Source organism: Hymenobacter humi (assembly GCF_042665855.1).
GTDB classification, from domain to species: Bacteria; Bacteroidota; Bacteroidia; order Cytophagales; family Hymenobacteraceae; genus Hymenobacter; species Hymenobacter humi.
In genome coordinates, this window is record NZ_JBHTEK010000001.1 from 1,440,030 (window position 1) to 1,462,439 (window position 22,410).

Sequence of the window (22,410 nt, forward strand, 5' to 3'; positions counted from 1 at the left end):
CTATCACCCTTTTCGCGCATTCACACGCATTTTCAATTATGGACCAATCCGCTACTACAAAAACCAATATGTCGGCCCCCGTTGCTGCTACCATCGACAACGGCCCCGACTGTGAACGCGTGAATACTGTACTCGACCAACTCATCGAAGGCCAGCCCGTGACGGCGGAAGACGAGGACTACCTCTACGACCACGCCAACGACTGCTCGCCCTGCTTCGACGACATCCAGAAGCAGCGCACCTTCATCAATTTTCTGAACCAAGGCGTGTCGCGCCGGTCCAGCCCCGTGAGTCTGCACGACTCAATCTTGGCCCGCGTGCACGCCGAAATGGCCTAATACCGGTCGTTACTGGCTAGCTTTGCGCGATGCAAGGCAAAATCATTGTGTTTTCGGCGCCGTCGGGCGCCGGGAAAACCACCATCGTGCATCGGCTCATGGAGCGGGTGCCCGAGCTCAGCTTCTCCATCTCGGCTTGCACCCGCGACCGCCGCGGTCGCACCGAGGCCAATGGGAAAGACTACCATTTCATTTCCGTACAGGACTTCCAGGACAAAATTCGTCACGACGAGTTTGTGGAGTGGGAAGAAGTGTACGAAGGTGCCTTCTACGGCACGCTGAAATCCGAAATTGAGCGCATCTGGGACAGCGGCAAGCACGCTATCCTGGACGTTGACGTGAAAGGCGGCCTCAGCATCAAAGAATTTTACAAGGACCGGGCCCTGGCGATTTTCGTCCGTCCTCCGTCCATCGAAGTCCTGGAGCAGCGCCTGCAGGCGCGCGCCACGGATTCGCAATCCAGCATTTCTTCGCGGGTATACAAGGCCAATTTTGAGCTGGCGTTCGAAGACCGGTTTGACGTAACCGTGGTCAACGATGACTTGGACGAGGCCACCGACCACGCCGAGCGGCTGGTGCGCCAGTTCATCAGCGCCGAACCGGCCATCGTATGAGCCGCCGGGGCCGTTCGCGGGTAGGCCTGCTGTTTGGCTCGTTCAACCCGGTGCACGTCGGTCACCTCATCCTGGCCGAGCACTTTGCCACCCGCACCGACCTGAGCGAGGTGTGGCTGGTGGTTTCGCCCCATAGCCCGTTTAAGGAAGTAGCCGACCTGCTGCCCGACACCGAGCGCCTGCGCTTAGTTGAGCTGGCCCTGGCCGGCAACCCGCGCCTGCGCGCTGAGGACATCGAGTTTAGCCTGCCACGCCCCAGCTACACCGTTGCCACACTCGACGCGTTACGCAGGCGCCACCCCGCCCACGATTTCGTGCTGCTGATGGGGGCCGATAACCTTGCCGGCCTCCCGCGCTGGCACGAAGCGCCCCGCCTGCTCTCCGAGGTAGACATCTACATCTACCCGCGTCCGGGCATTGAGCTGCCCGAGCTGTCGCCTTTTCCCCGGGCGAAAGTGATGACGGCACCCTTGCTGGACATCTCGGCCACCTACATTCGCGAAAGCCTGCGCACGGGGCAAAGCATCCGTTACCTGGTGCCGGCTGTCATTGAGGAAGCGCTTGTGGAGCTGTTTCCCCCGCCAAGCCTCATTAGCACCATCCGTTCGGTCATAAAAAAGCCCCAGCTGCAACTGGCAGCCGGGGCTTTTTGCTTTCATGCCACCAAAATCAGATGGTCATAATCTCGCTTTCTTTCTTGCTGAGCGTTCTGTCGACTTCGGCAATGTAGTTGTCGGTCGTCTTCTGTACTTTCTCTTCGGCGCTTTTGATGGCATCTTCCGAAGCGCCTTCCTTCAGCAGCTTGCGCAGGGACTCGTTCACGTCCTTGCGGATGCCCCGAACCCGCACCTTGCCGGCTTCCGATTCGTTCTTGGCCTGCTTCACCAGTTCGCGGCGGCGCTCCTCGGTCATGGCCGGGATGTTGAGCCGGACGCCGTCGGCGTCGGTCACCGGGTTCAGGCCCAGGTCGCTGTTTTTGATGGCCTTGGCTACCTCGCTCACCATGTTCTTCTCCCAGGGCTTGATGAGGAGCGAGCGGGCGTCGGGCGCGGTAATAGTAGCAATCTGGCTAACCGGGGTGGAGGTACCGTAGTAGTCCACGCGCAGGCCGTCGAGCATGGCCGGCGAGGCCTTGCCGGCCCGGATGCGGCTCATTTCCACGTTTACGTGTGCCAGGGCCTTGCTCATCGACTCGGCTAGTTCATCAAGGTAAAACTGAATTTCTTCGTCCATCTTTTTGGAAGTGCTGAATTTTAAGGGTTGAATGTTGAATGACGTTAAGTTGAGGCAAGGGTAATTCAACCCTCAAAACTCAACATTCAAAATTTCTTACGCTTGCTCCGGCTGGTTGCCCACCAAGGGCTGCAGCAGGCTGCGCTTGGGGTCCAGCACCGGCTTGCGGCCGTTGCGAATGCCGGGGCCGCCGTCGCTCACCAGCGTGCCCATGGACTCGCCGTCTAGCAAGCGCTGCAGGTTGCCGGGCGTGTTCATGTCGAACACAATAATGGGCAGGTTATTTTCCTTGCACAGCGTGAAGGCCGTCATGTCCATCACGTTCAGGTTCTTGTTGAGCACCTCGTCGAAGGTGATTTCGTGGTAGCGCGTGGCGGTGGGGTCCTTCTCGGGGTCGGCCGTGTAGATGCCGTCTACGCGGGTGCCTTTCAGGACCACGTCGGCTTCAATCTCGATGGCGCGCAGCGAGGCGGCCGAGTCGGTGGTGAAGTAAGGCGAGCCGATGCCAGCCCCAAAAATCACCACGCGGCCTTTTTCCAGGTGCCGCACGGCGCGCCGCCTGATGTAGGGCTCGCACACGCGCTGAATGGTGAGGCCCGAGAGCAGGCGCGTGCTTACTTCCAGCTTCTCGAGGGCGCTTTGCAGGGCCATGGAGTTGATGACCGTGGCCAGCATGCCCATGTAGTCGCCCTGCACGCGGTCAAGCCCGAAGGCTTCGGCCTGCACCCCGCGGTAAATGTTGCCGCCGCCAATCACGACGGCCACTTGCACGCCCGTGGCGGCTACTTCCTTAATTTCGGAAGCGTATTGCATCAGCCGCTCGGCATCGATGCCGTACTGCTGCTGGCCCATCAGCGCTTCGCCGCTGAGCTTGAGAAGGATGCGGTGGTATTTCAAGTTGGATGGGTTGAATAATTCGGAATAATTGATAGCGAGGAGCTAGGCGAACTTCACCAGCACCTGGCCTTTCTGCACGTTGTCGCGCAGGGCGACCTTGAGGGTGCTCACGATGCCGTCGGCCGGCGCTTTCAGGATGTTTTCCATTTTCATGGCTTCCAGCACCAGCAGCGGGTCGCCCTTTTGCACGGTTTGGCCGGGCTCCACCCGGATGTCTACGATAAGACCCGGCATGGGCGCCTTCAACTCGTTTACTTTGGCCGCGGCCGCGTTGCTCATGCCCAGCCGCTCCAGCAGCAGGTCGAACCGGTCTTTGGCATTTAGCTCAATTCGCTGCCCGTTTATCTTTAGTACAATATTCTTCGCGGCGTAATCGGCCGATACTACTTCCGCATTATAGGAACGACCTTCGTGCAGCACGTGAAACCGGCCGTCGCCCAAATCCGCTATGTCCCAGGCAAAAGCCTGTCCGTTGAGCGTAACATTGTCGGCGGCGCGGTAGTCAACTTCCCAGAGTTGTTCGGGGCCGGTGCTGATTTGAAGCATCTGAAGCGGATAGGGTGGGATGGAAGCGGGGGTTAAAGGTAGCCCAAATCTCAAATTAATTCAGAAATTGAGGCGTTTTTCGCCCGTTATCATTGGCATGAGGTATTTGGTTCCGGGCTTCACCAGCCTGCTGTTATTGATTCATTTACTGGCAGTAGCCCAAGTTCCGAGGTCGGGTGTGCGCAAGCCCGCCACCAAGGGGGCCGTGGATAAGAAAGTCGCACCGCCCGCCGCGACGGCGCCCGCCGGCCTGGTGGTGCCTTCCTGGCTGCCCGCCGAAGCCCCCTGCAGCCCGCGGCCACCATCCTGACCGATGTGGTGGACACCAAACTCGACGTCCGCTTCGACTACAAGAAGCAGCAGTTGCTGGGCACGGCCGTGCTCACGCTGCGCTCGCATTTCTACCCACAGTCCGAAGTAGCGCTCGATGCCAAGGGTTTCGATATTCAAAAAGTTGAGCCTGGTTGGGGACAAGAAAAACAAGACCCTTTCTTACAACTACAACAAACGCAAGCTCGTCGTTGCCCTCGACCACCCGTACCCGCGCACCACGCCCTACCAGGTGCGCATCGTGTACGTGGCCAAGCCCAACGAGCTGCCCCAGGGCGGCTCGGCCGCCATCACCTCCGACAAGGGCCTGTACTTCATCAACCCCCTGGGCCTGGAGAAGAACAAGCCCCGCCAAATCTGGACGCAGGGCGAGACCGAGGCCAACTCCTGCTGGTTCCCAACCATTGACAAGCCCAACCAGCGGATGACCCAGGAAATCAGCATGACGGTGGAAAAGCAGTTCAAAACGCTTTCCAACGGCACCCTGACCGCTTCCAAAGCCAACGCCGACGGCACCCGCACCGACACGTGGAAGCTCAAAGAGCCCCACGCGCCCTATCTGGCCACCATGGTGGTCGGCGAATTTGCCGTGGTAAACGACTCCTGGCACGGCAAGCCCGTCGATTACTACGTGGAGCCGCAGTATGCCACCACGGCCCGCACCATTTTCGGCCGCACGCCCGAAATGATGGACTTCTTTTCCAAGCGGCTGGGCATCGAATACCCTTGGGAGAAATATGCCCAGGTAGCGGTGCGCGACTACGTGAGCGGCGCCATGGAAAACACCACCGCCACTACCCACGGCTCCAGCATCCAGGCCACCCGCCGGGAATTGATTGACGCCAATTACCAATCCGGCGAGTCGACCATTGCCCACGAGCTGTTCCACCACTGGTTCGGCGACTACGTCACCAGCGAGTCTTGGGCTAACCTGCCCCTGAACGAGTCCTTCGCGGACTATTCCGAATTCCTCTGGGCCGAGTATAAGCTGGGCGCCGATGAAGCCGGCCTCGTGCAGGAAATCAAAATCAACAACTACCTCGAGGAAGCCCAAAGCAAGCGTGAGCCCCTCATTCGCTACCGCTACGCCAACCGGGAGGACATGTTCGACCGCCATTCCTACGACAAGGGCGGGCGCGTGCTGCATATGCTGCGCAAGTACGTGGGCGACGAAGCCTTCTTCGCTTCCCTGAACCGCTACCTGGTCCAGAATAAGCAGACCGCGGTGGAAGTGTCCAAGCTGCGCACGGCTTTTGAGGAAACCACCGGCGAAGACCTCACGTGGTTTTTCAACCAGTGGTTTATGCAGCGTGGCCATCCGGAGCTGCGCATTACCCATTCGTACGCCAACGGCCAGGTGACGCTGCGCGTGCAGCAGGTGCAGGATACCCTGTTCCAGCCCGTTTTCCGCCTGCCCGTCACCGTCGACGTGTGGACCAATAACAACCAGCCCACCGAACACCGCATCGTCGTCACCAAAGCCAGCCAGACCTTCGTGCTGCCCGCCAGCCAGAAGCCCAACTTGGTTAAGCTCGATAGCCAGGTGCAGTTGCTGGCTCAATTTGACGAGGAGCGCACCCAGGACGAGCTGATATTTCAGTTCTACCATGCCCGCGGCTACCAGCAGAAAGCCGAAGCCATGGAGCTGCTTCACAACAAAGCCGCCGAGATGCCGGTGAGCAGTATGCTGCGCAATGCCCTGAACGATAAATTCTGGGCCGTGCGCCGCGCCGCCCTCGACCACCTCCGTCGCTACCGCGGCCCCGAGCCTGAGGGCATGCGCAAAGACATCCAGCGCCTCGCCACCACCGACCCCAACCCCCGCGTCCGGGCCCAGGCCATCACCACCCTCGCCACCTTCCCCGACGGCACCTTTGGCCCCATTTACGCGGCGGCCATTGGCGACAGCTCCGCCCTGGTAGCCGCCGCCGCCATCCAGGCCCTAGCCAAGAAGCCCGACGTAACCACGGGGCAGCAGATAGCGACGTTGGATAACACTACCAGCAGTCCGCTTATTCTGGCCCTGGCCAGCTACTACAGCACCAACGGGGGCTGGAGCAATACACCTGGTTTCTGCGCCGCCTGCCCGATGTTCCCGAAAACGACCTGTACGCCTACTTCCAGTCTTTCGGAACCCTCATGACGCACATCCCGCCCGTAGAGCGCGACAAGGGCCTCAAAGTGCTGGAAGACTACGCTCGGAATGCCCCGCGCTATGAGGTCCGGCTGGGTGCCTACCGGGGCCTGGCCCTACTGGTACCCACTACCCCCACCTTGAAGGCGGTGCTGCAAAACATCCGCGACAAAGAAACCGACGACCGCCTCAAGGCATTCTATAACCTTATGTAGCAGCCTCCAAAGGCAGTTTTTAGAAAAAAGTCACACCTTTTTTTGCCTGAGTGCTTGCCTGGTGTCAGAAAAGCCCTAATTTTGCGACTCCTTACGAAACACTACTACTTCGGTAGCCGGTGAAACGAAAGGGATTCGCTTTCTGGCAATCGGCCGGCAAGCCACAAATTGGGGAGGTTCCAGAGCGGCCAAATGGGACAGACTGTAACTCTGTTAGTGTAAACTTTCGAAGGTTCGAATCCTTCTCTCCCCACTTTTTTGAGGCCAACTGCGGGAGTAGCTCAGGGTAGAGCGGCAGCCTTCCAAGCTGCAGGTCGCGGGTTCGAACCTCGTCTCCCGCTCATTTTATAGCATAAGCCGTTTTAGCTCAGTGGTAGAGCACTTCCTTGGTAAGGAAGAGGTCATGGGTTCAAATCCCATAAATGGCTCAGATTACATTACAAGTCCTTCGGCCCATATTTCCGGGCTGCGGGCACGGTTCTCTCAGGTAAGCGACGCACAGTTTTCTATTTCGTAGGGGCTGAGTCTCGCTTTCTTGTTGTAGGGTCCGATTTATCCTCAAATTCACTTCACCACCTCTTTTTTACTCTTTACAATGGCTAAAGAAAATTTCGACCGGTCCAAGCCGCACGTAAACATCGGTACCATCGGCCACGTCGACCACGGCAAAACGACCCTGACCGCTGCTATCACGCAGGTGCTGGCCAACAAGGGCCTGGCCGAAAAGCGCGATTTCGGTTCGATTGACAACGCCCCCGAAGAGAAAGAGCGTGGTATCACCATCAACACCTCGCACGTAGAGTACTCGACGGTTAACCGTCACTACGCTCACGTTGACTGCCCCGGTCACGCCGACTATGTGAAGAACATGGTAACCGGTGCTGCCCAGATGGACGGTGCTATCCTCGTGGTAGCTGCTACCGACGGCCCGATGCCCCAGACCCGTGAGCACATCCTGCTCGCCCGTCAGGTAGGTGTTCCCCAACTGGTGGTATTCATGAACAAAGTAGACATGGTGGATGACCCCGAGCTCCTCGAGCCTGGTGGAAATGGAAATCCGCGAGCTTCTCTCGTTCTACGACTTCGACGGCGACAACATTCCGGTTATCCAGGGTTCGGCCCTCGGCGGCCTCAACGGCGATGCCAACTGGGTCCCCAAAATCGAAGAGCTGATGGACGCGGTTGACTCGTTCATTCCGATTCCTGCTCGTCTGACCGACCTGCCCTTTCTGATGCCTGTTGAGGACGTGTTCTCGATTACTGGCCGTGGCACTGTTGCTACCGGTCGTATCGAGCGCGGCATCATCAACTCGGGTGAGCAAGTTGACATCCTGGGTATGGGTGCTGCTGCCGGCCTGAAGTCGACGGTTACGGGTGTGGAAATGTTCCGCAAAATCCTCGACCGTGGCGAAGCTGGTGACAACGTAGGTTTGCTGCTCCGCGGTATTGAAAAAGAAGCCATCCGTCGCGGCATGGTTATCTGCAAGCCCGGCTCGGTAACTCCTCACCAGAAGTTCAAGGCTGAAGTTTACGTTCTCTCGAAAGAGGAAGGTGGCCGTCACACGCCGTTCTTCAACAACTACCGTCCGCAGTTCTACCTGCGCACCACCGACGTTACCGGCATCATCACCCTCCCAGAAGGTGTTGAAATGGTAATGCCCGGCGACAACATCACCATCACGGTTGAGCTCATCAACAAGGTGGCAATGGAGAAAGGCCTCCGTTTTGCTATCCGTGAGGGTGGCCGTACGGTAGGTGCTGGTCAGGTAACCGAAGTTCTTGACTAAGCTCCGGCTTAACAGTAAAAAAGCCGCTTCCGACAACTCGGGGGCGGCTTTTTTACGCTGAAACAGAAGGGCATATTTGTTTTGTCCGCTGTTTCTCTTACCTTTGCACTCCCTTTGGCGAAATGCGCTAAGCGGGAATGCCAATAAACGAGTGTAGTTCAAGGGTAGAATAGAGGTCTCCAAAACCTTTGATGGGAGTTCGAATCTCTCCACTCGTGCAATTTGGGCCAGTTGGCCCGCTCCATGTCGTTTCAGCGGCAACGCTGTTTTTTCCTCAACCAATGGACAAACTGAGCAATTATTTCCGCACTACCATCGAGGAAATGCGCTACAACGTAACGTGGCCTTCGACGACGGAACTGCAAAAAAGCGCCGGTCTCGTGCTGATTGGTTCGCTCGTGTTTGCCATCGTGGTAGGCGTCATGGACGTAAGCTTCGAGTCGATACTCAAAGCCTTTTACAACTCGTTTCGCTAATCAACAACTAAGATGGGCGAATTGAAATGGTACGTGGTACGCTCTGTGAGCGGCCAGGAAAAAAGCCAAAAACTACCTCGAAACGGAGCTCGGCCGGCATAACCTGACCGAGTGGTGCCGCAGGTGCTGATTCCGGTAGAGAAGGTATTCGAGATGCGCAACGGCAAGAAGCGCGTGCGCGAGCGCAACCTGTACCCCGGCTACATCATCATCCACGCCGACCTCGGCCACGGTGAAGTTGACCACATCATCACCAGCACGCCTGGCGTAATTGGCTTCCTCGGCGATAAAGACAAGAAGGACGCGGCTAACAACAAGCCCGTACCGCTGCACATCTCCGAAGTAAACCGCATCCTCGGCATCGTGGACGAAGCCGAGCAGCAGACCACCGCTACCCTAGACAAGCCTTACGTAGTAGGCGAACTCGTGAAAGTGGTAGACGGTCCGTTCAATGGCTTCTCCGGTAATGTGGACGAGGTATTTGAAGAGCGTAAGAAGCTCAATGTAGTCGTGAAGATTTTCGGCCGTTCGCAGCCGGTAGAACTCAGCTATACCCAAGTAGAAAAAGAGGTGTAACCCTCTCTCGATTATACCACGCCGGCTAATTGCTCCGGGTCGGCGGGGCTTCCAAACAGGAGTTTATATGTACTGAGGCAAGCGCGAGTTACGACGCAGGAGCCACAGCCAACACAATCAAATGGCCAAAGAAATCAGAGGTTATCTGCGTCTGCAGATAAAGGAGGCGCCGCGAATCCTTCGCCGCCGGTAGGACCTGCACTTGGTAGCAAAGGCTTGAACATCATGGAATTTTGCAAGCAGTTCAATGCTCGCACCCAAGATAAAGCCGGCCAAGTTTGTCCTGTACTCATCACCATGTACACCGACAAGTCGTTTGACTTCGTGGTGAAAACGGCACCGGCTCCGGTGCTGCTCATGGAAGCTGCCAAGCTGCAGAGCGGCTCGAAAGAGCCTAACCGCAACAAGGTGGGCTCCGTGACGTGGGACCAAGTCCGCACCATCGCCGAAACCAAAATGGCTGACCTGAACGCCTTCAAGGTGGAAGCAGCTATGAAGCAGGTGGCAGGTACGGCCCGCAGCATGGGTATTACCATCAAGGGCGACTCTCCTTTTGCTGAATAATTAAAAGGAAAAACGACAGATGGCAAAAATTAGCAAAAAGCGCAAGGAAGCCCTTGCCAAGCACGACCTCACGGAAGTGCGCACCCTCCTGGAGGCGGCCAAAGTGGTGAAGGACATTACCTACACCAAATTTGACGCCTCGGTAGATATCGACGTTCGCCTCGGCGTGGACCCCGCAAAGCGGACCAGATGGTTCGTGGCGTGGCCACCCTGCCCCACGGCACCGGCAAAACCGTTCGTGTTCTGGCTCTGGTTACTCCCGACAAGGAGGCCGAAGCTCTGGCCGCCGGCGCCGACTTCGTGGGTCTGGACGACTATATCTCGAAAATCGAGAAAGGCTGGACCGACATCGACGTAATCATCACTATGCCCGCTGTAATGGCTAAGGTAGGTCGCCTGGGCCGTGTGCTCGGTCCCCGTGGTCTGATGCCGAACCCGAAGTCTGGTACCGTTACGACCGACGTAGCTAAGGCTGTGCAGGAAGTGAAAGCTGGTAAAATCGACTTCAAAGTTGACAAAACCGGTATCATTCACTGCTCGGTGGGTAAAGTATCGTTCGACGAGAAGATGCTGGCCGAAAACGCCCTGGAGATTATCCAGACGTTGGGTCGCCTGAAGCCTTCTTCTTCGAAAGGCACCTACATCAAGAGCATCACGCTCAGCAGCACGATGTCGCCTGCCGTTCCGGTGGACAGCCAAGTAAACTCCGCTAACTAATTAACCCAACCAAACATGACCAGGGAAGAAAAACAAGCCCTCGTGGATGAGTTGAGCGGAAAATTCCAATCGCACAACTCGTTCTACATTGTCGATGCTTCGGTAATGTCGGTAGCGAAAATCAACGATTTCCGTCGTCTGTGCTTCAACCGCGGTATGGAATACAAGGTGTATAAAAACACCTTTATCCGTAAGGCGCTGGACACCCTCGGCCACGATACTTCGGAGATGGATGCTGCGCTGAAAGGCTCTTCGGGCGTGTTGTTCTCTACGGAGAGCGGCTCGGCTCCCGCAAAGCTGCTGCGCGACTTCTACAAAGCGCAGGCTTATCCCCGCGGTGTTGAGCCCAAGCCCGTGCTGAAAGGCGCTTATGTTGATGCCAGCATCTACATTGGCTCGAACCAGGCTCGAAGGTTTGACCACTATCAAAGGCAAGCAGGAACTGCTCGGTGAACTCATCGGCCTGCTGCAATCGCCAGCCAAAAATGTTATCTCGGCTCTTCAGAGCGGTGGTAACAAACTGGCCGGTATCCTCAAAACGCTTTCCGAAAAAGAGGCCGCCTAAGCGCCACGCTCCTTTTTCGACTTCAACAATAAATTTTCAACAACACATTTTTTTAACAATCTACAGAAATGGCAGATTTGAAAGCATTCGCTGAGCAGCTCGTAAACCTGACGGTGAAAGAAGTAAACGAATTGGCAACCATCCTGAAGGACGAGTACGGCATCGAGCCCGCTGCTGCTGCTCCCGTAATGATGGCCGGTGGTGGCGCTGCTGCCGCTGACGAGGCTCCCGAGGAGAAGACGTCGTTCGACGTTATCCTGAAGGCTGCCGGTGGTGCCAAGCTGGCTGTAGTTAAGCTGGTGAAGGACCTGACCGGTCTCGGCTTGAAAGAAGCCAAAGAACTGGTTGATGGTGCTCCCAAGCCCCTGAAAGAAGGCGTAACCAAAGACGAGGCTGAGTCGCTGAAGAAGCAGGCTCGAGGAAGCCGGTGCTGAAGTAGAGGTTAAGTAATTTCTGCTCCTGAAGCATCTCCGGACCCGCTTCGAATAAGGATTAGACCTGGCAACTTAGCCAGGTCTTTTCCTGTTTGTAGTGTGTCAAAAGCGCGAGCTTTCTAGTTCGCGCTTCTTTGCGTCAGCTAATGCCACTATAAATGTGTGCTTTAGGGAGTGCCAGGTTCTGCCTCGCACCGCTGGCCAGCCACTTTCATGGCTTCCTTTATTTACGCTTCTGTGTCCATCTTTTAATCCCCATCGCATTGGCTACACCGAAAGCAAAGACGGCCGCCCTGAAGAAAACGGCCGCCGAGCGAATCAATTTCGCCAAGATTAAGAAGGTTATTGAATATCCGGACTTCCTGGACGTGCAGGTTCGCTCGTTCCAGGAATTCTTTCAGTTGGAAACCGCTGCTGAGCGTCGTTCTAACGAAGGATTGTTCAAAGTGTTTGCCGAGAACTTTCCGATTTCGGATTCGCGCGAAAATTTCGTGCTCAACTTTATCGACTATCACGTCGACCCGCCGAAATATTCGGTTGACGAGTGCATCGACCGCGGCCTGACCTACTCGGTTCCCCTGAAGGCCAAGCTCCGGTTGATTTGCAATGATAAGGACAACGAGGACTTCGAGACGATTGAGCAGGAGGTGTTCCTCGGGAACATCCCTTACATGACCGTAAAGGGTTCGTTCGTTATCAACGGCGCCGAGCGGGTTATCGTATCGCAGCCTGCACCGCTCGCCGGGCGTATTCTTCGCCCAGAGTAAGCACACTAACGGCACCAAGCTGTATTCGGCCCGGATTATCCCGTTCAAAGGCTCGTGGATTGAATTTGCCACGGACGTGAACAACGTGATGTACGCGTACATCGACCGGAAGAAGAAATTCCCGGTGACGACGCTGCTTCGCGCCATCGGCTACGGCACCGACAAAGACATTCTCGACCTGTTTGGTTTGTCGGAGGAAGTGAAGGCTGACAAGAAAAACCTCAAGAAAGCCGTTGGTCGCAAGCTGGCTGCCCGGGTGCTCCGCACCTGGACGGAAGACTTCGTGGACGAAGACACCGGCGAAGTAGTATCCATCGACCGCAACGAAGTGTTGCTCGAGCGTGACGCTACCATTGAGGAAGCTGACATTGACGTGATTCTGGAGGCCGGCGCCAAGTCGGTAATCCTGCACCGTGAGAACGTGAACATTGCGGACTTCGCAATTATCTACAACACGCTGCAGAAGGACAACTCCAACTCGGAAAAGGAAGCCGTTGAGCAGATTTACCGCCAGCTCCGGAACACGGAGGCTCCTGACGAAGAAACCGCTCGTGACATCATCCAGAAGCTGTTTTTCTCGGACAAGCGCTACGACCTCGGGGAAGTGGGCCGCTACCGGATTAACAAGAAGCTCCAGATTGGCATGGACCAGGAGTCGCGGGTATTGACCAACCAGGACATTGTTCTGATTGTGAAGTACCTGATTGGTTTGAGCAACTCGAAGGCCATTGTCGATGATATTGACCACTTGAGCAACCGTCGTGTGCGCACGGTAGGGGAGCAGCTCTACGCTCAGTTTGGCGTGGGTCTGGCCCGTATGGCGCGTACCATCAAGGAGCGCATGAACGTGCGCGACAACGAGGACTTCAAGCCGGTTGATTTGATTAATGCCCGGACTTTGTCCAGCGTTATCAACTCGTTCTTCGGTACGAACCAGCTGTCGCAGTTCATGGACCAAACCAACCCGCTGGCCGAGGTAACGCACAAGCGTCGCGTATCGGCTCTGGGGCCAGGAGGTCTGTCGCGTGAGCGCGCTGGTTTCGAAGTACGTGACGTACACTACACCCACTATGGCCGTCTGTGCACCATCGAAACGCCGGAAGGACCAAACATTGGTCTTATTTCGTCGCTGTGCGTGCATGCTCGCGTGAACGCCATGGGCTTCATCGAGACGCCTTACCGCGACGTGAAAGCCGGCAAGGTGGACATGAGCGAGAACGTGAAGTTTCTGACTGCTGAGGAAGAAGATACCCACCACATCGCCCAGGCCAACTCCCTGCTCGATGCCAACGGTAACCTGACTCAGGAGCTGGTGAAAGGTCGTTTCGAAGGCGACTTCCCCGTAGTAAATCCTTCGGAGTACTCCTACATGGACGTGGCTCCGAACCAGATTGTATCGGTTGCTGCTTCGTTGATTCCGTTCCTGGAACACGACGACGCCAACCGTGCACTGATGGGCTCGAACATGCAGCGCCAGGCAGTTCCCCTTCTCCGTCCCGAGGCTCCGATTGTGGGCACGGGTCTGGAAGGCCGCATTGCCAGCGACTCGCGTACCCTGATTATGTCGGAAGGTGAAGGCGTGATTGACTACGTTGACGCCAATAAAATCGTGGTGAAGTACGACCTCACGGAGGACGACATCATGGTGAGCTTCGACGCCGAGCGTATTACCTACGACCTCATCAAGTTCCGTCGCACCAACCAGGACACCTGCCTCAACCTAACGCCGCTCGTGAAGCGTGGCGAGCGGGTGACCAAGGGCCAGGCGCTTTGCGAAGGTTACGGCACGAACCAGGGCGAACTCGCCCTGGGCCGTAACATGCAGGTGGCCTTTATGCCGTGGCAGGGCTACAACTTCGAGGATGCCATCGTCATCTCGGAGCGTGTGGTTCGCGATGACATCTTTACCTCGATTCACATTGAGGAGTTTGAGCTGGAAGTGCGCGAGACCAAGCGCGGCGAAGAAGAGCTGACCTCGGAAATTCCGAACGTGAGCGAAGAAGCCGTGCGCAACCTCGACGACAACGGCATCATTCGCCTCGGTGCGGAGGTGAAAGAAGGCGACATTCTGATTGGTAAAATCACGCCGAAAGGCGAGACGGACCCCACTCCGGAAGAGAAGCTGCTCCGGGCCATCTTCGGCGACAAGGCCGGCGATGTGAAAGATGCTTCGCTTAAGGCGCCGCCCTCCCTGCAGGGTGTGGTTATCGGCACCAAACTGTTCTCGCGCCCTAAGAAAGACAAAAACCTCCGGGCTAAGTCGAAGAAGGAAGTGGAAGACCTGAAGGCGACCTACGCGCAGGAACTGCGTGGTGTGAAAGCCATCATGATTGACAAGCTGGTGCAATTGCTGGAAGGCAAAACGTCGCAGGGCATCAAACACCGCTTTGGCGAGGAGATGATTGCCAAGGGCGTGAAGTTCAACCGTAAGAACATCAACGAGGGGATGTTCCCCGAGAAGAATCCTTACAAGGACGAAAGCAACTACGCCGTTCCGGAAGAAGTGAACCTGTTTAAGGACCTGATTCTGGAAGGCTGGACGGCTGATGCCCGCGTGAATGGCCTGGTACTGGAGCTGGTGCGTAACTACGCCAAGCGCCGCAACACCATCACCGCGAAATTCAAGCGTCAGCGCTTTACCCTGGAAGTAGGTGACGAACTGCCCGCTGGCATCGTGCAGCTTGCCAAAGTTTACATCGCCAAGAAGCGCAAGCTGAAGGTGGGTGATAAAATGGCCGGCCGCCACGGTAACAAGGGTGTGGTAGCCCGCATCGTGCGCGATGAGGACATGCCCTTCCTGCCCGACGGCACGCCGATGGACATCGTGCTGAACCCGCTCGGTGTACCAAGCCGGATGAACATCGGTCAGATTTACGAGACCGTACTTGGTTGGGCTGGTCTGAAAATGGGTCGCACCTATGCTACCCCCATTTTCGACGGAGCTACCGAAGACGAAGTTGCTCGTGAGCTGACCGAGGCTGGCTTGCCCGACTGGGGACGTGCTTACCTGCACGATGGTTTGACGGGCGACCGTTTCGACCAGCCGGTAACCGTGGGCGTGATTTATATGCTCAAGTTGGGTCACTTGGTTGACGACAAGATGCACGCTCGTTCCATCGGGCCGTACTCGCTCATCACGCAGCAGCCGCTGGGTGGTAAGGCGCAGTTCGGTGGCCAGCGCTTCGGCGAGATGGAGGTGTGGGCATTGGAGGCCTTCGGTGCTTCCAACGTTCTCCAGGAAATCCTGACGGTGAAGTCGGACGACGTGGTGGGCCGTGCTAAAGCTTACGAAGCCATTGTAAAAGGCGACGTTCTGCCCAAGCCGAACATCCCCGAGTCGTTCAACGTGTTGCTCCACGAACTCCGTGGTCTGGCACTGGAAATCACCCTGGAATAGTAAATAGGTTTTTAGTTGCCGGTTGCTTGTTTCTGGTCTTGTTAAGATTACTGGAAATGAGCAACCAGCAACTAGAAACCAACTCGCCGGCAAGCCATACGAGCGGCTACTAGAGCAGCTCATGTAACGAAGGGTGCGAAAACGCTTCGGTGACAGATAAAGGAGAGGTTGTTCCGAGATATGGTCAGGACAGCAATTCACTCTCTGAGTTTCCTAACCGAAGGCCTTCCCATCCGTCCGCTAACCCGGCAATTGGATTACCCGACTTTCTAAAAGGCTTTTGCGCATCATACCTATCTGGTCCGTAGCGGCACTTTTCTAAGAGTCAAACTGTTGGGAACTCTTGCATTCTTCTGGCGAAGGATGAGGCGCCCAACAGCTCAAAGCCAACAGCTAACAGCTTAAAACCAATCAAATGGCTTTCGCAAAAAACAAGAAACTGGTACAGGACTTCTCCAAAGTCACCATTTCCCTGGCCTCGCCCGAAGCAATTCTGGAGCGCAGCACCGGCGAAGTAGTGAAGCCTGAAACCATCAATTACCGCACCTACAAGCCCGAAATGGGTGGCTTGTTCTGTGAGCGGATTTTCGGTCCGGTTAAGGACTGGGAATGCCATTGCGGCAAATACAAGCGCATTCGCTACAAGGGCATCATCTGCGACCGTTGCGGCGTGGAGGTGACCGAGAAGAAAGTGCGGCGTGAGCGCATGGGCCACATCGAACTGGTGGTGCCCGTTGCTCACATCTGGTACTTCAAGTCGCTCCCCAACAAAATCGGCTACCTGCTGGGCTTGCCCACCAAGAAGCTCGACCAGATTATTTATTACGAGCGGTACGTCGTTGTTCAGCCCGGTACTCTGGCGGAAGAAGGCGTGCAGATTCTCGACTTCCTCACCGAGGACGAGTACCTGGACATCATCGACAAACTCCCCGGGAGAACCAGATGCTGCCCAACGAGGACCCCAACAAGTTTATCGCCCGCATGGGTGCTGATGCCCTGCACATGTTGCTGGAGCGCATCAACTTGGACGAGTTGAGCTACTCGCTGCGTGACTCGGCTGCTCACGAAACTTCGCAGCAGCGTAAGGCTGAGGCCTTGAAGCGTCTGCGCGTAGTAGAAGCTTTCCGTGATGCCGCTACCCGCGTGGAGAACCGCCCCGAGTGGATGGTCATCCGCATGGTACCGGTGATTCCGCCGGAACTGCGTCCCCTTGTTCCGTTGGATGGTGGCCGTTTCGCTACTTCCGACTTGAACGATCTGTACCGTCGCGTTATCATCCGCAACAACCGCCTCAAGCGCCTGATTGAAATCAAAGCGCCCGAGGTGATTCTGCGGAACGAGAAGCGCATGCTGCAGGAAGCTGTTGACTCCTTGTTCGACAACTCGCGTAAGGTGAACGCCGTGCGCGCCGAAGGCAACCGTGCCCTGAAGTCGCTGTCCGACATGCTGAAAGGCAAGCAGGGCCGCTTCCGTCAGAACCTGCTCGGTAAGCGTGTCGACTACTCGGGTCGTTCGGTAATCGTGGTGGGTCCTGAGCTGAAACTGCACGAGTGCGGTCTGCCCAAGAACATGGCGGCCGAGCTGTTCAAGCCGTTCATCATCCGCAAGCTCATCGAGCGCGGCATTGTGAAGACGGTGAAGTCGGCTAAGAAAATCGTGGACCGTAAGGACGCTGTGGTGTGGGACATCCTGGAAAATGTGCTGAAAGGCCACCCAGTATTGCTCAACCGTGCTCCTACGCTGCACCGCTTGGGTATCCAGGCATTCCAGCCGCGCCTCATTGAGGGCAAGGCTATCCAACTGCACCCACTCGTTTGTACGGCCTTCAACGCTGACTTTGACGGTGACCAGATGGCTGTGCACGTTCCCCTTGGACCGGCCGCTATCTTGGAAGCCTCCATGCTCATGTTGGCCTCGCACAACATCCTGAACCCGGCCAACGGCGCGCCCATCGCGGTACCGTCGCAGGACATGGTTCTTGGTCTGTACTACGTAACCAAAGGCAAGCGCAGCACCGAAAACGAGACGATTCAGGGCGAAGGCCGTGTGTTCTACTCGGATGAAGAGGTCGTGATTGCCCTCAATGAAGGCCAGCTCTCGAAGCACGCCTACATCAAGGTCCGTACGCAGGTGCGCGACGAGAACGACGACTTGGTAACCAAAATCGTGGACACCGTGGCTGGCCGCGTGCTGTTCAACCAGATGATTCCTGAGGAAGTTGGCTTTATCGACGAGCTTCTGACCAAGAAGAAGCTGCAGCAAATCATCTCGACGGTATTCAAGCGCACGGGCATGGCTCGTACGGCTCAATTCCTGGACGACATCAAGACTCTTGGTTTCCAGTCGGCCTACAAAGGCGGCTTGAGCATGGGTCTGGGCGACATCCAGATTCCGAAAGAGAAGGACGAGCTGGTCCTGCAAGCCCAGAACGACGTGAAGGCCGTAACTCAGAACTACCAGATGGGTCTGATTACCGACAACGAGCGTTACAACCAGGTTATCGACATCTGGACGCGTATCAACAACCAAATCACGGAAACGCTGATGGGTCGTTTGGAGCGCGAAAACCAGGGCTTCAACTCCATCTACATGATGATGCACTCGGGAGCCCGTGGCTCGCGCGAGCAGATTCGTCAGCTGGGCGGTATGCGTGGTCTGATGGCCAAGCCGCAGAAGTCGCTGCAGGGCTCGATTGGTGAGATTATCGAAAACCCGATTCTGTCTAACTTCAAAGAAGGCCTGGACGTAATCGAGTACTTCATCTCGACCCACGGTGCCCGGAAAGGTCTCGCCGACACGGCTCTGAAGACGGCTGACGCCGGCTACCTGACCCGTCGTCTGGTAGACGTTTCGCAGGACGTAATCGTGAACGAGCCGGATTGCGGTACCTTGCGTGGCATCGAGACCTTCGCGTTGAAAGACAACGAGGACATCGTTGAGCCACTGTCCGAGCGTATCCTCGGCCGCGTAACGGTTCACGACATTGTTGACCCCATCACGGACGAAGTAATCCTGACTTCCGGTTCGGAAATCAAGGAAGACACGACCCGTCGTATCGATGCCACCGGCATCGAGTCGGTGGAGATTCGCTCGGTGCTGACTTGCGAAAGCAAGCGCGGTATCTGCGCCAAGTGCTACGGCCGTAACCTGGCTTCGGGCCGTATGGTGCAGCGTGGCGAGGCCGTTGGTGTTATCGCCGCTCAGTCGATTGGTGAGCCCGGCACGCAGCTGACCCTGCGTACCTTCCACGTAGGTGGTACGGCTTCCAACATTGCAGTGGAAGCCAACATCAAGTCGAAGTTCGCCGGTGTGGTTGAGTTCGAAGACGTACGTACCGTGGCTACCACCACGCCAGAAGGCGTGAAGGGTGCCGTGGTAATGGGTCGCTCGGGCGAGATTCGCATCGTGGAGAAAGGCACTGGCAAAGTATTTACCACCAACCACGTTCCCTACGGCTCTTTCATGCTGGTAGAGGAAGGTCAGGAGGTGGAGAAAGGCCAGGAACTGAACAACTGGGACCCCTACAACGCCGTTATTTTGGCCGAGTTCGACGGTACCGTTCAGTTTGATGCCATCACCGAAGGCATTACGTATCGTGAGGAGTCGGACGAACAGACCGGTCACCGCGAGAAGGTAATCATCGAATCGAAGGCCAAGGATCAGAACCCCTCCATCATCATCCGCCCCGGTAAGAAGGGCGATGCCGAAGGCCAGAAGGCGTACAGCATTCCGGTGGGTTCGCACTTGAACGTGGAGAACAACGACAAAATCAAGGCGGGTCACATCCTGGCTAAGATTCCTCGCTCCGTTGGCAAAACCCGTGACATCACCGGTGGTCTGCCGCGTGTTACCGAACTATTCGAAGCCCGTAACCCGTCGAACCCCGCCGTGGTATCGGAAATCGATGGCGTAGTAACCTACGGTACCGTGAAGCGTGGTAACCGCGAAATCTACGTGGAGTCGAAAGACGGTGTCAAGAAGAAGTACATGGTGCCGCTGTCGAAGCACATTCTGGTGCAGGACAACGACTTCATCCGCGCCGGCATGCCGCTGTCGGATGGTGCCATCACGCCTTCGGACATCCTGAGCATTCAGGGCCCCGGCGCCGTGCAGGAATACCTCGTGAACGAGATTCAGGAAGTGTACCGCTTGCAGGGTGTGAAAATCAACGATAAGCACATCGAGGTGGTAGTTCGCCAGATGATGCAGAAAGTTGTGATTCTGGATGCCGGTGACACGTCGTTCCTCGAAAATCAGGTGATTGATAAAATCATCTTCATGGCCGAGAACGACATGATTATCGACATGAAAGTCGTGACCGAAGCCGGTGATTCGACCAACATGAAGCCTGGTCAGATTGTGAACGCCCGCAAGCTTCGCGACGAGAACAGCAGCCTGAAGCGCCGTGACCTTGCCCTCGTGCAAGTGCGCGATGCCCAACCTGCCGTTTCGCGTCCGACGCTGCAAGGCATCACGCAGGCTTCGTTGGGTACGGCCTCGTTCATCTCGGCCGCTTCCTTCCAGGAGACGACCAAGGTGCTGAGCGAAGCCGCCATCCGTGGCAAAGCCGACCAGCTCCTGGGCTTGAAGGAGAACGTAATCGTTGGTCACCTCATCCCGGCCGGTACTGGCTTGCGCGAGTACACGCGTCAGGTAGTAGGCTCGAAAGAGGAAATGGAGGCTGCACAAGCCGCCAAAGCCGCCGAAGAAGCCGTTCCCGCCAAGCGGCCCAGCCGCGCTGGCAAGCGTGAAGTATCGGCAGAGTAATCCGCCGTAGGTTTGTAATCGAAAAGCCGACTGGGGTAACCCGGTCGGCTTTTTTGTTTTCCTTGGATGAGACTGAACTCATCAGAACGTGATGCTGAGCTTGCCGAAGCATCTTTACCGCTTCGTTGAAGGAATGTCCACACGGTATTCTCACCAACACCGGCCGTACCGTACTATACATCGGTGTAACCAACGACCTCACCCGACGCTTGTACGAGCACCGTTCCAGCAATGGAGATGCCAGCAAGTTCACTGGTCGCTACCAAGCCGATTTACTGGTTTACTTTGAGGTTCTGCCCGATGCTACCCAAGCCATTGCCCGCGAAAAGCAATTCAAAAAGATGGACCCGAGCTAAGAAAGATGCGTTAATCAATACCTTCAATCCTGACTGGATTGAGATTGATTTAGAAACGTGGCAGGGCTAACAACGAAGCGGTAAAGATGCTTCGGCAAGCTCAGCATGACGTTCTGATTTAATGTACTATTAATCTATTTACATGCAACCAACCGACCAAAACCCAGACCCTAACGCCATCAACATCGAGCTTTCCGAAGCCATGGCCGAGGGCGAATACGCAAACCTTGCTATGATTGCGCATAGCAACAGCGAGTTCGTGATTGACTTCATCCGCATGATGCCCGGCCTGCCCAAGGCCAAGGTGAAGGCACGCATTGTTGTTACCCCCGAGCACGCCAAGCGCCTCCTACAGGCCCTTACGGAAAACATCGAACGGTTCGAAGCTGCCTTCGGCCCCATCAAAATGCAGAACGAAGCCCCGAGCTACCCGATGAACTTTGGTGGTGCAGTAGGGGAGGCCTAAGGCTTTTATTCAGCTCAACTTGCGAAAGCGTCTCCATAACCAAAGAGGCGCTTTCTTTTTTTGCTCAATCCAGCTGTCTAAAAATTAACATCCTCAGTCTGTTTGCTATTGCGCCGAAATAATCTTACCTTTGCAAGCCAAATTTTAGGGGCAAACGGCTCCAAACAAACCATTCGCTAAATGCCAACCATCAATCAGTTAGTACGGAAAGGCCGTGAGGCTTTGACTACCAAGTCGAAGTCGCCCGCCCTTGATTCGTGCCCGCAGCGTCGGGGCGTGTGCACCCGTGTGTACACCACCACGCCTAAGAAGCCGAACTCGGCTATGCGCAAAGTGGCCCGTGTGCGCCTTACCAACGGTAAGGAAGTAAACGCATACATCCCCGGTGAAGGCCACAACCTCCAGGAACACAGCATTGTGCTGATTCGTGGTGGCCGGGTTAAAGACTTGCCAGGTGTTCGCTACCACATTATCCGTGGCGCCCTGGACACCGCCGGTGTAAGCGGCCGGACCCAGCGTCGTTCGAAGTACGGTGCCAAGCGTCCGAAGCCCGGTCAACCCGCAGCAGCAGCTGGCAAGGGTGGCAAAGGCGCACCCGCTAAGAAAAAGTAAATAGTAAGGTTTCTGGTTTCTAGTTGCTGGTTTCTTGTTCATCAACGAAGCCAGCAACCAGAAACTAGCAACCAGAAACCAGAAACTATATTCAAAATGAGAAAGTCTAAACCAAAGAAGCGCATCTTGCTGCCGGACCCTAAGTACAAGGAGACGCTGGTAACCCGTTTCGTGAACTACATGATGTACGACGGTAAGAAAAACCTAGCGTACACCATCTTCTATGACGCCTGCGACCTCGTGGAGCAGCGCACCAAGGAGAGCGGCCTCGAAATGTGGCGCAAAGCGTTGAACAACGTGATGCCCACCGTGGAAGTAAAGAGCCGCCGTGTAGGTGGTGCCACCTTCCAGGTTCCGATTGAAGTGCGCGCCGACCGCCGCATTTCGGTTGGTGCTAAATGGATGATTCAGTACGCTCGTCGTCGTGGTGAGAAGACCATGAAGGACAAGCTAGCTGGCGAAATTATTGCTGCTGCCAAAGGCGAAGGTGCTGCCGTTAAAAAGAAAGACGACACCCACCGCATGGCTGAGGCCAACAAGGCCTTCTCGCACTTCCGTTTCTAAACAAGTGCGAATGAGTGAATGAGTGAATGAGTGATTTAACCTTAACGGAACCTAA

16 protein-coding genes, 4 tRNA genes and 7 pseudogenes are annotated in these 22,410 nt (G+C 56.2%); 24 read left to right on the plus strand and 3 right to left on the minus strand.

Annotated features, from left to right (window positions below):
* The first annotated feature begins 38 nt into the window (after positions 1–38).
* From ACFQT0_RS08145 to nadD, 3 genes are read left to right on the plus strand one after another with little or no spacing between them, the layout of a single operon-like run.
* Positions 39–338 carry a hypothetical protein gene (locus ACFQT0_RS08145; RefSeq protein WP_380201866.1) on the plus strand — a complete coding sequence of 100 codons (300 nt, stop codon included), beginning with the start codon at positions 39–41 and terminating at the stop codon, positions 336–338.
* A gap of 29 nt (positions 339–367) precedes the next feature.
* Entirely contained in the window at positions 368–952 is a 585-nt protein-coding gene (gene gmk, locus ACFQT0_RS08150) for a guanylate kinase (RefSeq protein ID WP_380201869.1), read from the plus strand.
* The gene (gene nadD, locus ACFQT0_RS08155) at positions 949–1,635 is read left to right on the plus strand and encodes a nicotinate (nicotinamide) nucleotide adenylyltransferase (protein ID WP_380201871.1); all 687 of its coding nucleotides are present in this window, start codon (positions 949–951) and stop codon (positions 1,633–1,635) included. The genes gmk and nadD overlap by 4 nt, the downstream gene beginning before the upstream one ends.
* On the opposite strand, the gene frr is transcribed toward nadD, so the two are convergent.
* From frr to ACFQT0_RS08170, 3 genes are all read right to left on the minus strand, one after another.
* Positions 1,622–2,185, minus strand: coding sequence for a ribosome recycling factor (gene frr, locus ACFQT0_RS08160; RefSeq protein ID WP_380201873.1), 564 nt, complete (start codon positions 2,183–2,185; stop codon positions 1,622–1,624). The two genes, nadD and frr, sit on opposite strands and share 14 nt — an antisense overlap.
* Positions 2,186–2,281: 96 nt before the next feature.
* Positions 2,282–3,082 (minus strand): UMP kinase, encoded by an 801-nt coding sequence (pyrH, locus tag ACFQT0_RS08165; RefSeq protein ID WP_380201875.1) that lies wholly within the window; start codon positions 3,080–3,082, stop codon positions 2,282–2,284.
* Between the two features lie 42 nt (positions 3,083–3,124).
* Complete coding sequence (locus tag ACFQT0_RS08170) at positions 3,125–3,628, minus strand: biotin/lipoyl-containing protein (protein WP_380201877.1); 504 nt, start codon at positions 3,626–3,628, stop codon at positions 3,125–3,127.
* A gap of 97 nt (positions 3,629–3,725) precedes the next feature.
* Here ACFQT0_RS08170 and ACFQT0_RS08175 point away from each other — a divergent pair, with 97 nt between their 5' ends.
* From ACFQT0_RS08175 to rpsG, 21 genes and pseudogenes are all read left to right on the plus strand, one after another.
* Positions 3,726–3,938, plus strand: a complete 213-nt coding sequence (locus ACFQT0_RS08175; RefSeq protein WP_380201879.1) for a hypothetical protein — start codon at positions 3,726–3,728, stop codon at positions 3,936–3,938.
* Between the two features lie 144 nt (positions 3,939–4,082).
* On the plus strand, positions 4,083–6,101 hold the full coding sequence (locus ACFQT0_RS08180; protein WP_380201881.1) for a M1 family aminopeptidase: 2,019 nt from the start codon (positions 4,083–4,085) through the stop codon (positions 6,099–6,101).
* Positions 6,098–6,307 carry a hypothetical protein gene (locus ACFQT0_RS08185; protein WP_380201883.1) on the plus strand — a complete coding sequence of 70 codons (210 nt, stop codon included), beginning with the start codon at positions 6,098–6,100 and terminating at the stop codon, positions 6,305–6,307. Before ACFQT0_RS08180 ends, ACFQT0_RS08185 begins: the two co-directional genes overlap by 4 nt.
* Positions 6,308–6,477: 170 nt before the next feature.
* Positions 6,478–6,560 (plus strand) — tRNA-Tyr (locus ACFQT0_RS08190).
* 17 nt (positions 6,561–6,577) lie between these two features.
* Positions 6,578–6,648: transfer RNA gene (locus ACFQT0_RS08195), tRNA-Gly, on the plus strand.
* 15 nt (positions 6,649–6,663) lie between these two features.
* Positions 6,664–6,735, plus strand: a tRNA-Thr gene (locus tag ACFQT0_RS08200).
* A gap of 167 nt (positions 6,736–6,902) precedes the next feature.
* Positions 6,903–8,094 (plus strand): annotated as a pseudogene (tuf, locus tag ACFQT0_RS08205) (elongation factor Tu).
* Between the two features lie 147 nt (positions 8,095–8,241).
* Positions 8,242–8,312, plus strand: a tRNA-Trp gene (locus ACFQT0_RS08210).
* A 63-nt stretch (positions 8,313–8,375) separates the two neighbouring features.
* On the plus strand, positions 8,376–8,570 hold the full coding sequence (secE, locus tag ACFQT0_RS08215; RefSeq protein ID WP_380201885.1) for a preprotein translocase subunit SecE: 195 nt from the start codon (positions 8,376–8,378) through the stop codon (positions 8,568–8,570).
* Between the two features lie 12 nt (positions 8,571–8,582).
* Positions 8,583–9,146, plus strand: a pseudogene (gene nusG, locus ACFQT0_RS08220) (transcription termination/antitermination protein NusG).
* A gap of 121 nt (positions 9,147–9,267) precedes the next feature.
* Positions 9,268–9,710 (plus strand): annotated as a pseudogene (gene rplK, locus ACFQT0_RS08225) (50S ribosomal protein L11).
* Between the two features lie 19 nt (positions 9,711–9,729).
* Positions 9,730–10,427 (plus strand): annotated as a pseudogene (gene rplA, locus ACFQT0_RS08230) (50S ribosomal protein L1).
* 15 nt (positions 10,428–10,442) lie between these two features.
* Positions 10,443–10,992: pseudogene (gene rplJ / locus ACFQT0_RS08235) on the plus strand (50S ribosomal protein L10).
* A 68-nt stretch (positions 10,993–11,060) separates the two neighbouring features.
* Positions 11,061–11,442 (plus strand): annotated as a pseudogene (gene rplL, locus ACFQT0_RS08240) (50S ribosomal protein L7/L12).
* Positions 11,443–11,719: 277 nt separating this feature from the next.
* Positions 11,720–15,590: pseudogene (gene rpoB, locus ACFQT0_RS08245) on the plus strand (DNA-directed RNA polymerase subunit beta).
* Between the two features lie 415 nt (positions 15,591–16,005).
* Complete coding sequence (locus tag ACFQT0_RS31595; protein ID WP_449272052.1) at positions 16,006–16,626, plus strand: hypothetical protein; 621 nt, start codon at positions 16,006–16,008, stop codon at positions 16,624–16,626.
* Complete coding sequence (rpoC, locus tag ACFQT0_RS08250; RefSeq protein ID WP_449272089.1) at positions 16,593–20,357, plus strand: DNA-directed RNA polymerase subunit beta'; 3,765 nt, start codon at positions 16,593–16,595, stop codon at positions 20,355–20,357. Before ACFQT0_RS31595 ends, rpoC begins: the two co-directional genes overlap by 34 nt.
* Positions 20,358–20,482: 125 nt before the next feature.
* Positions 20,483–20,713 (plus strand): GIY-YIG nuclease family protein, encoded by a 231-nt coding sequence (locus tag ACFQT0_RS08255; protein ID WP_380201887.1) that lies wholly within the window; start codon positions 20,483–20,485, stop codon positions 20,711–20,713.
* 142 nt (positions 20,714–20,855) lie between these two features.
* On the plus strand, positions 20,856–21,179 hold the full coding sequence (locus tag ACFQT0_RS08260) for a DUF3467 domain-containing protein (RefSeq protein ID WP_035567389.1): 324 nt from the start codon (positions 20,856–20,858) through the stop codon (positions 21,177–21,179).
* Positions 21,180–21,359: 180 nt separating this feature from the next.
* Positions 21,360–21,791 (plus strand): 30S ribosomal protein S12, encoded by a 432-nt coding sequence (rpsL, locus tag ACFQT0_RS08265; protein ID WP_068191715.1) that lies wholly within the window; start codon positions 21,360–21,362, stop codon positions 21,789–21,791.
* A 96-nt stretch (positions 21,792–21,887) separates the two neighbouring features.
* Positions 21,888–22,355 carry a 30S ribosomal protein S7 gene (rpsG, locus tag ACFQT0_RS08270; RefSeq protein ID WP_035567919.1) on the plus strand — a complete coding sequence of 156 codons (468 nt, stop codon included), beginning with the start codon at positions 21,888–21,890 and terminating at the stop codon, positions 22,353–22,355.
* The last annotated feature ends 55 nt before the right edge of the window (positions 22,356–22,410 follow it).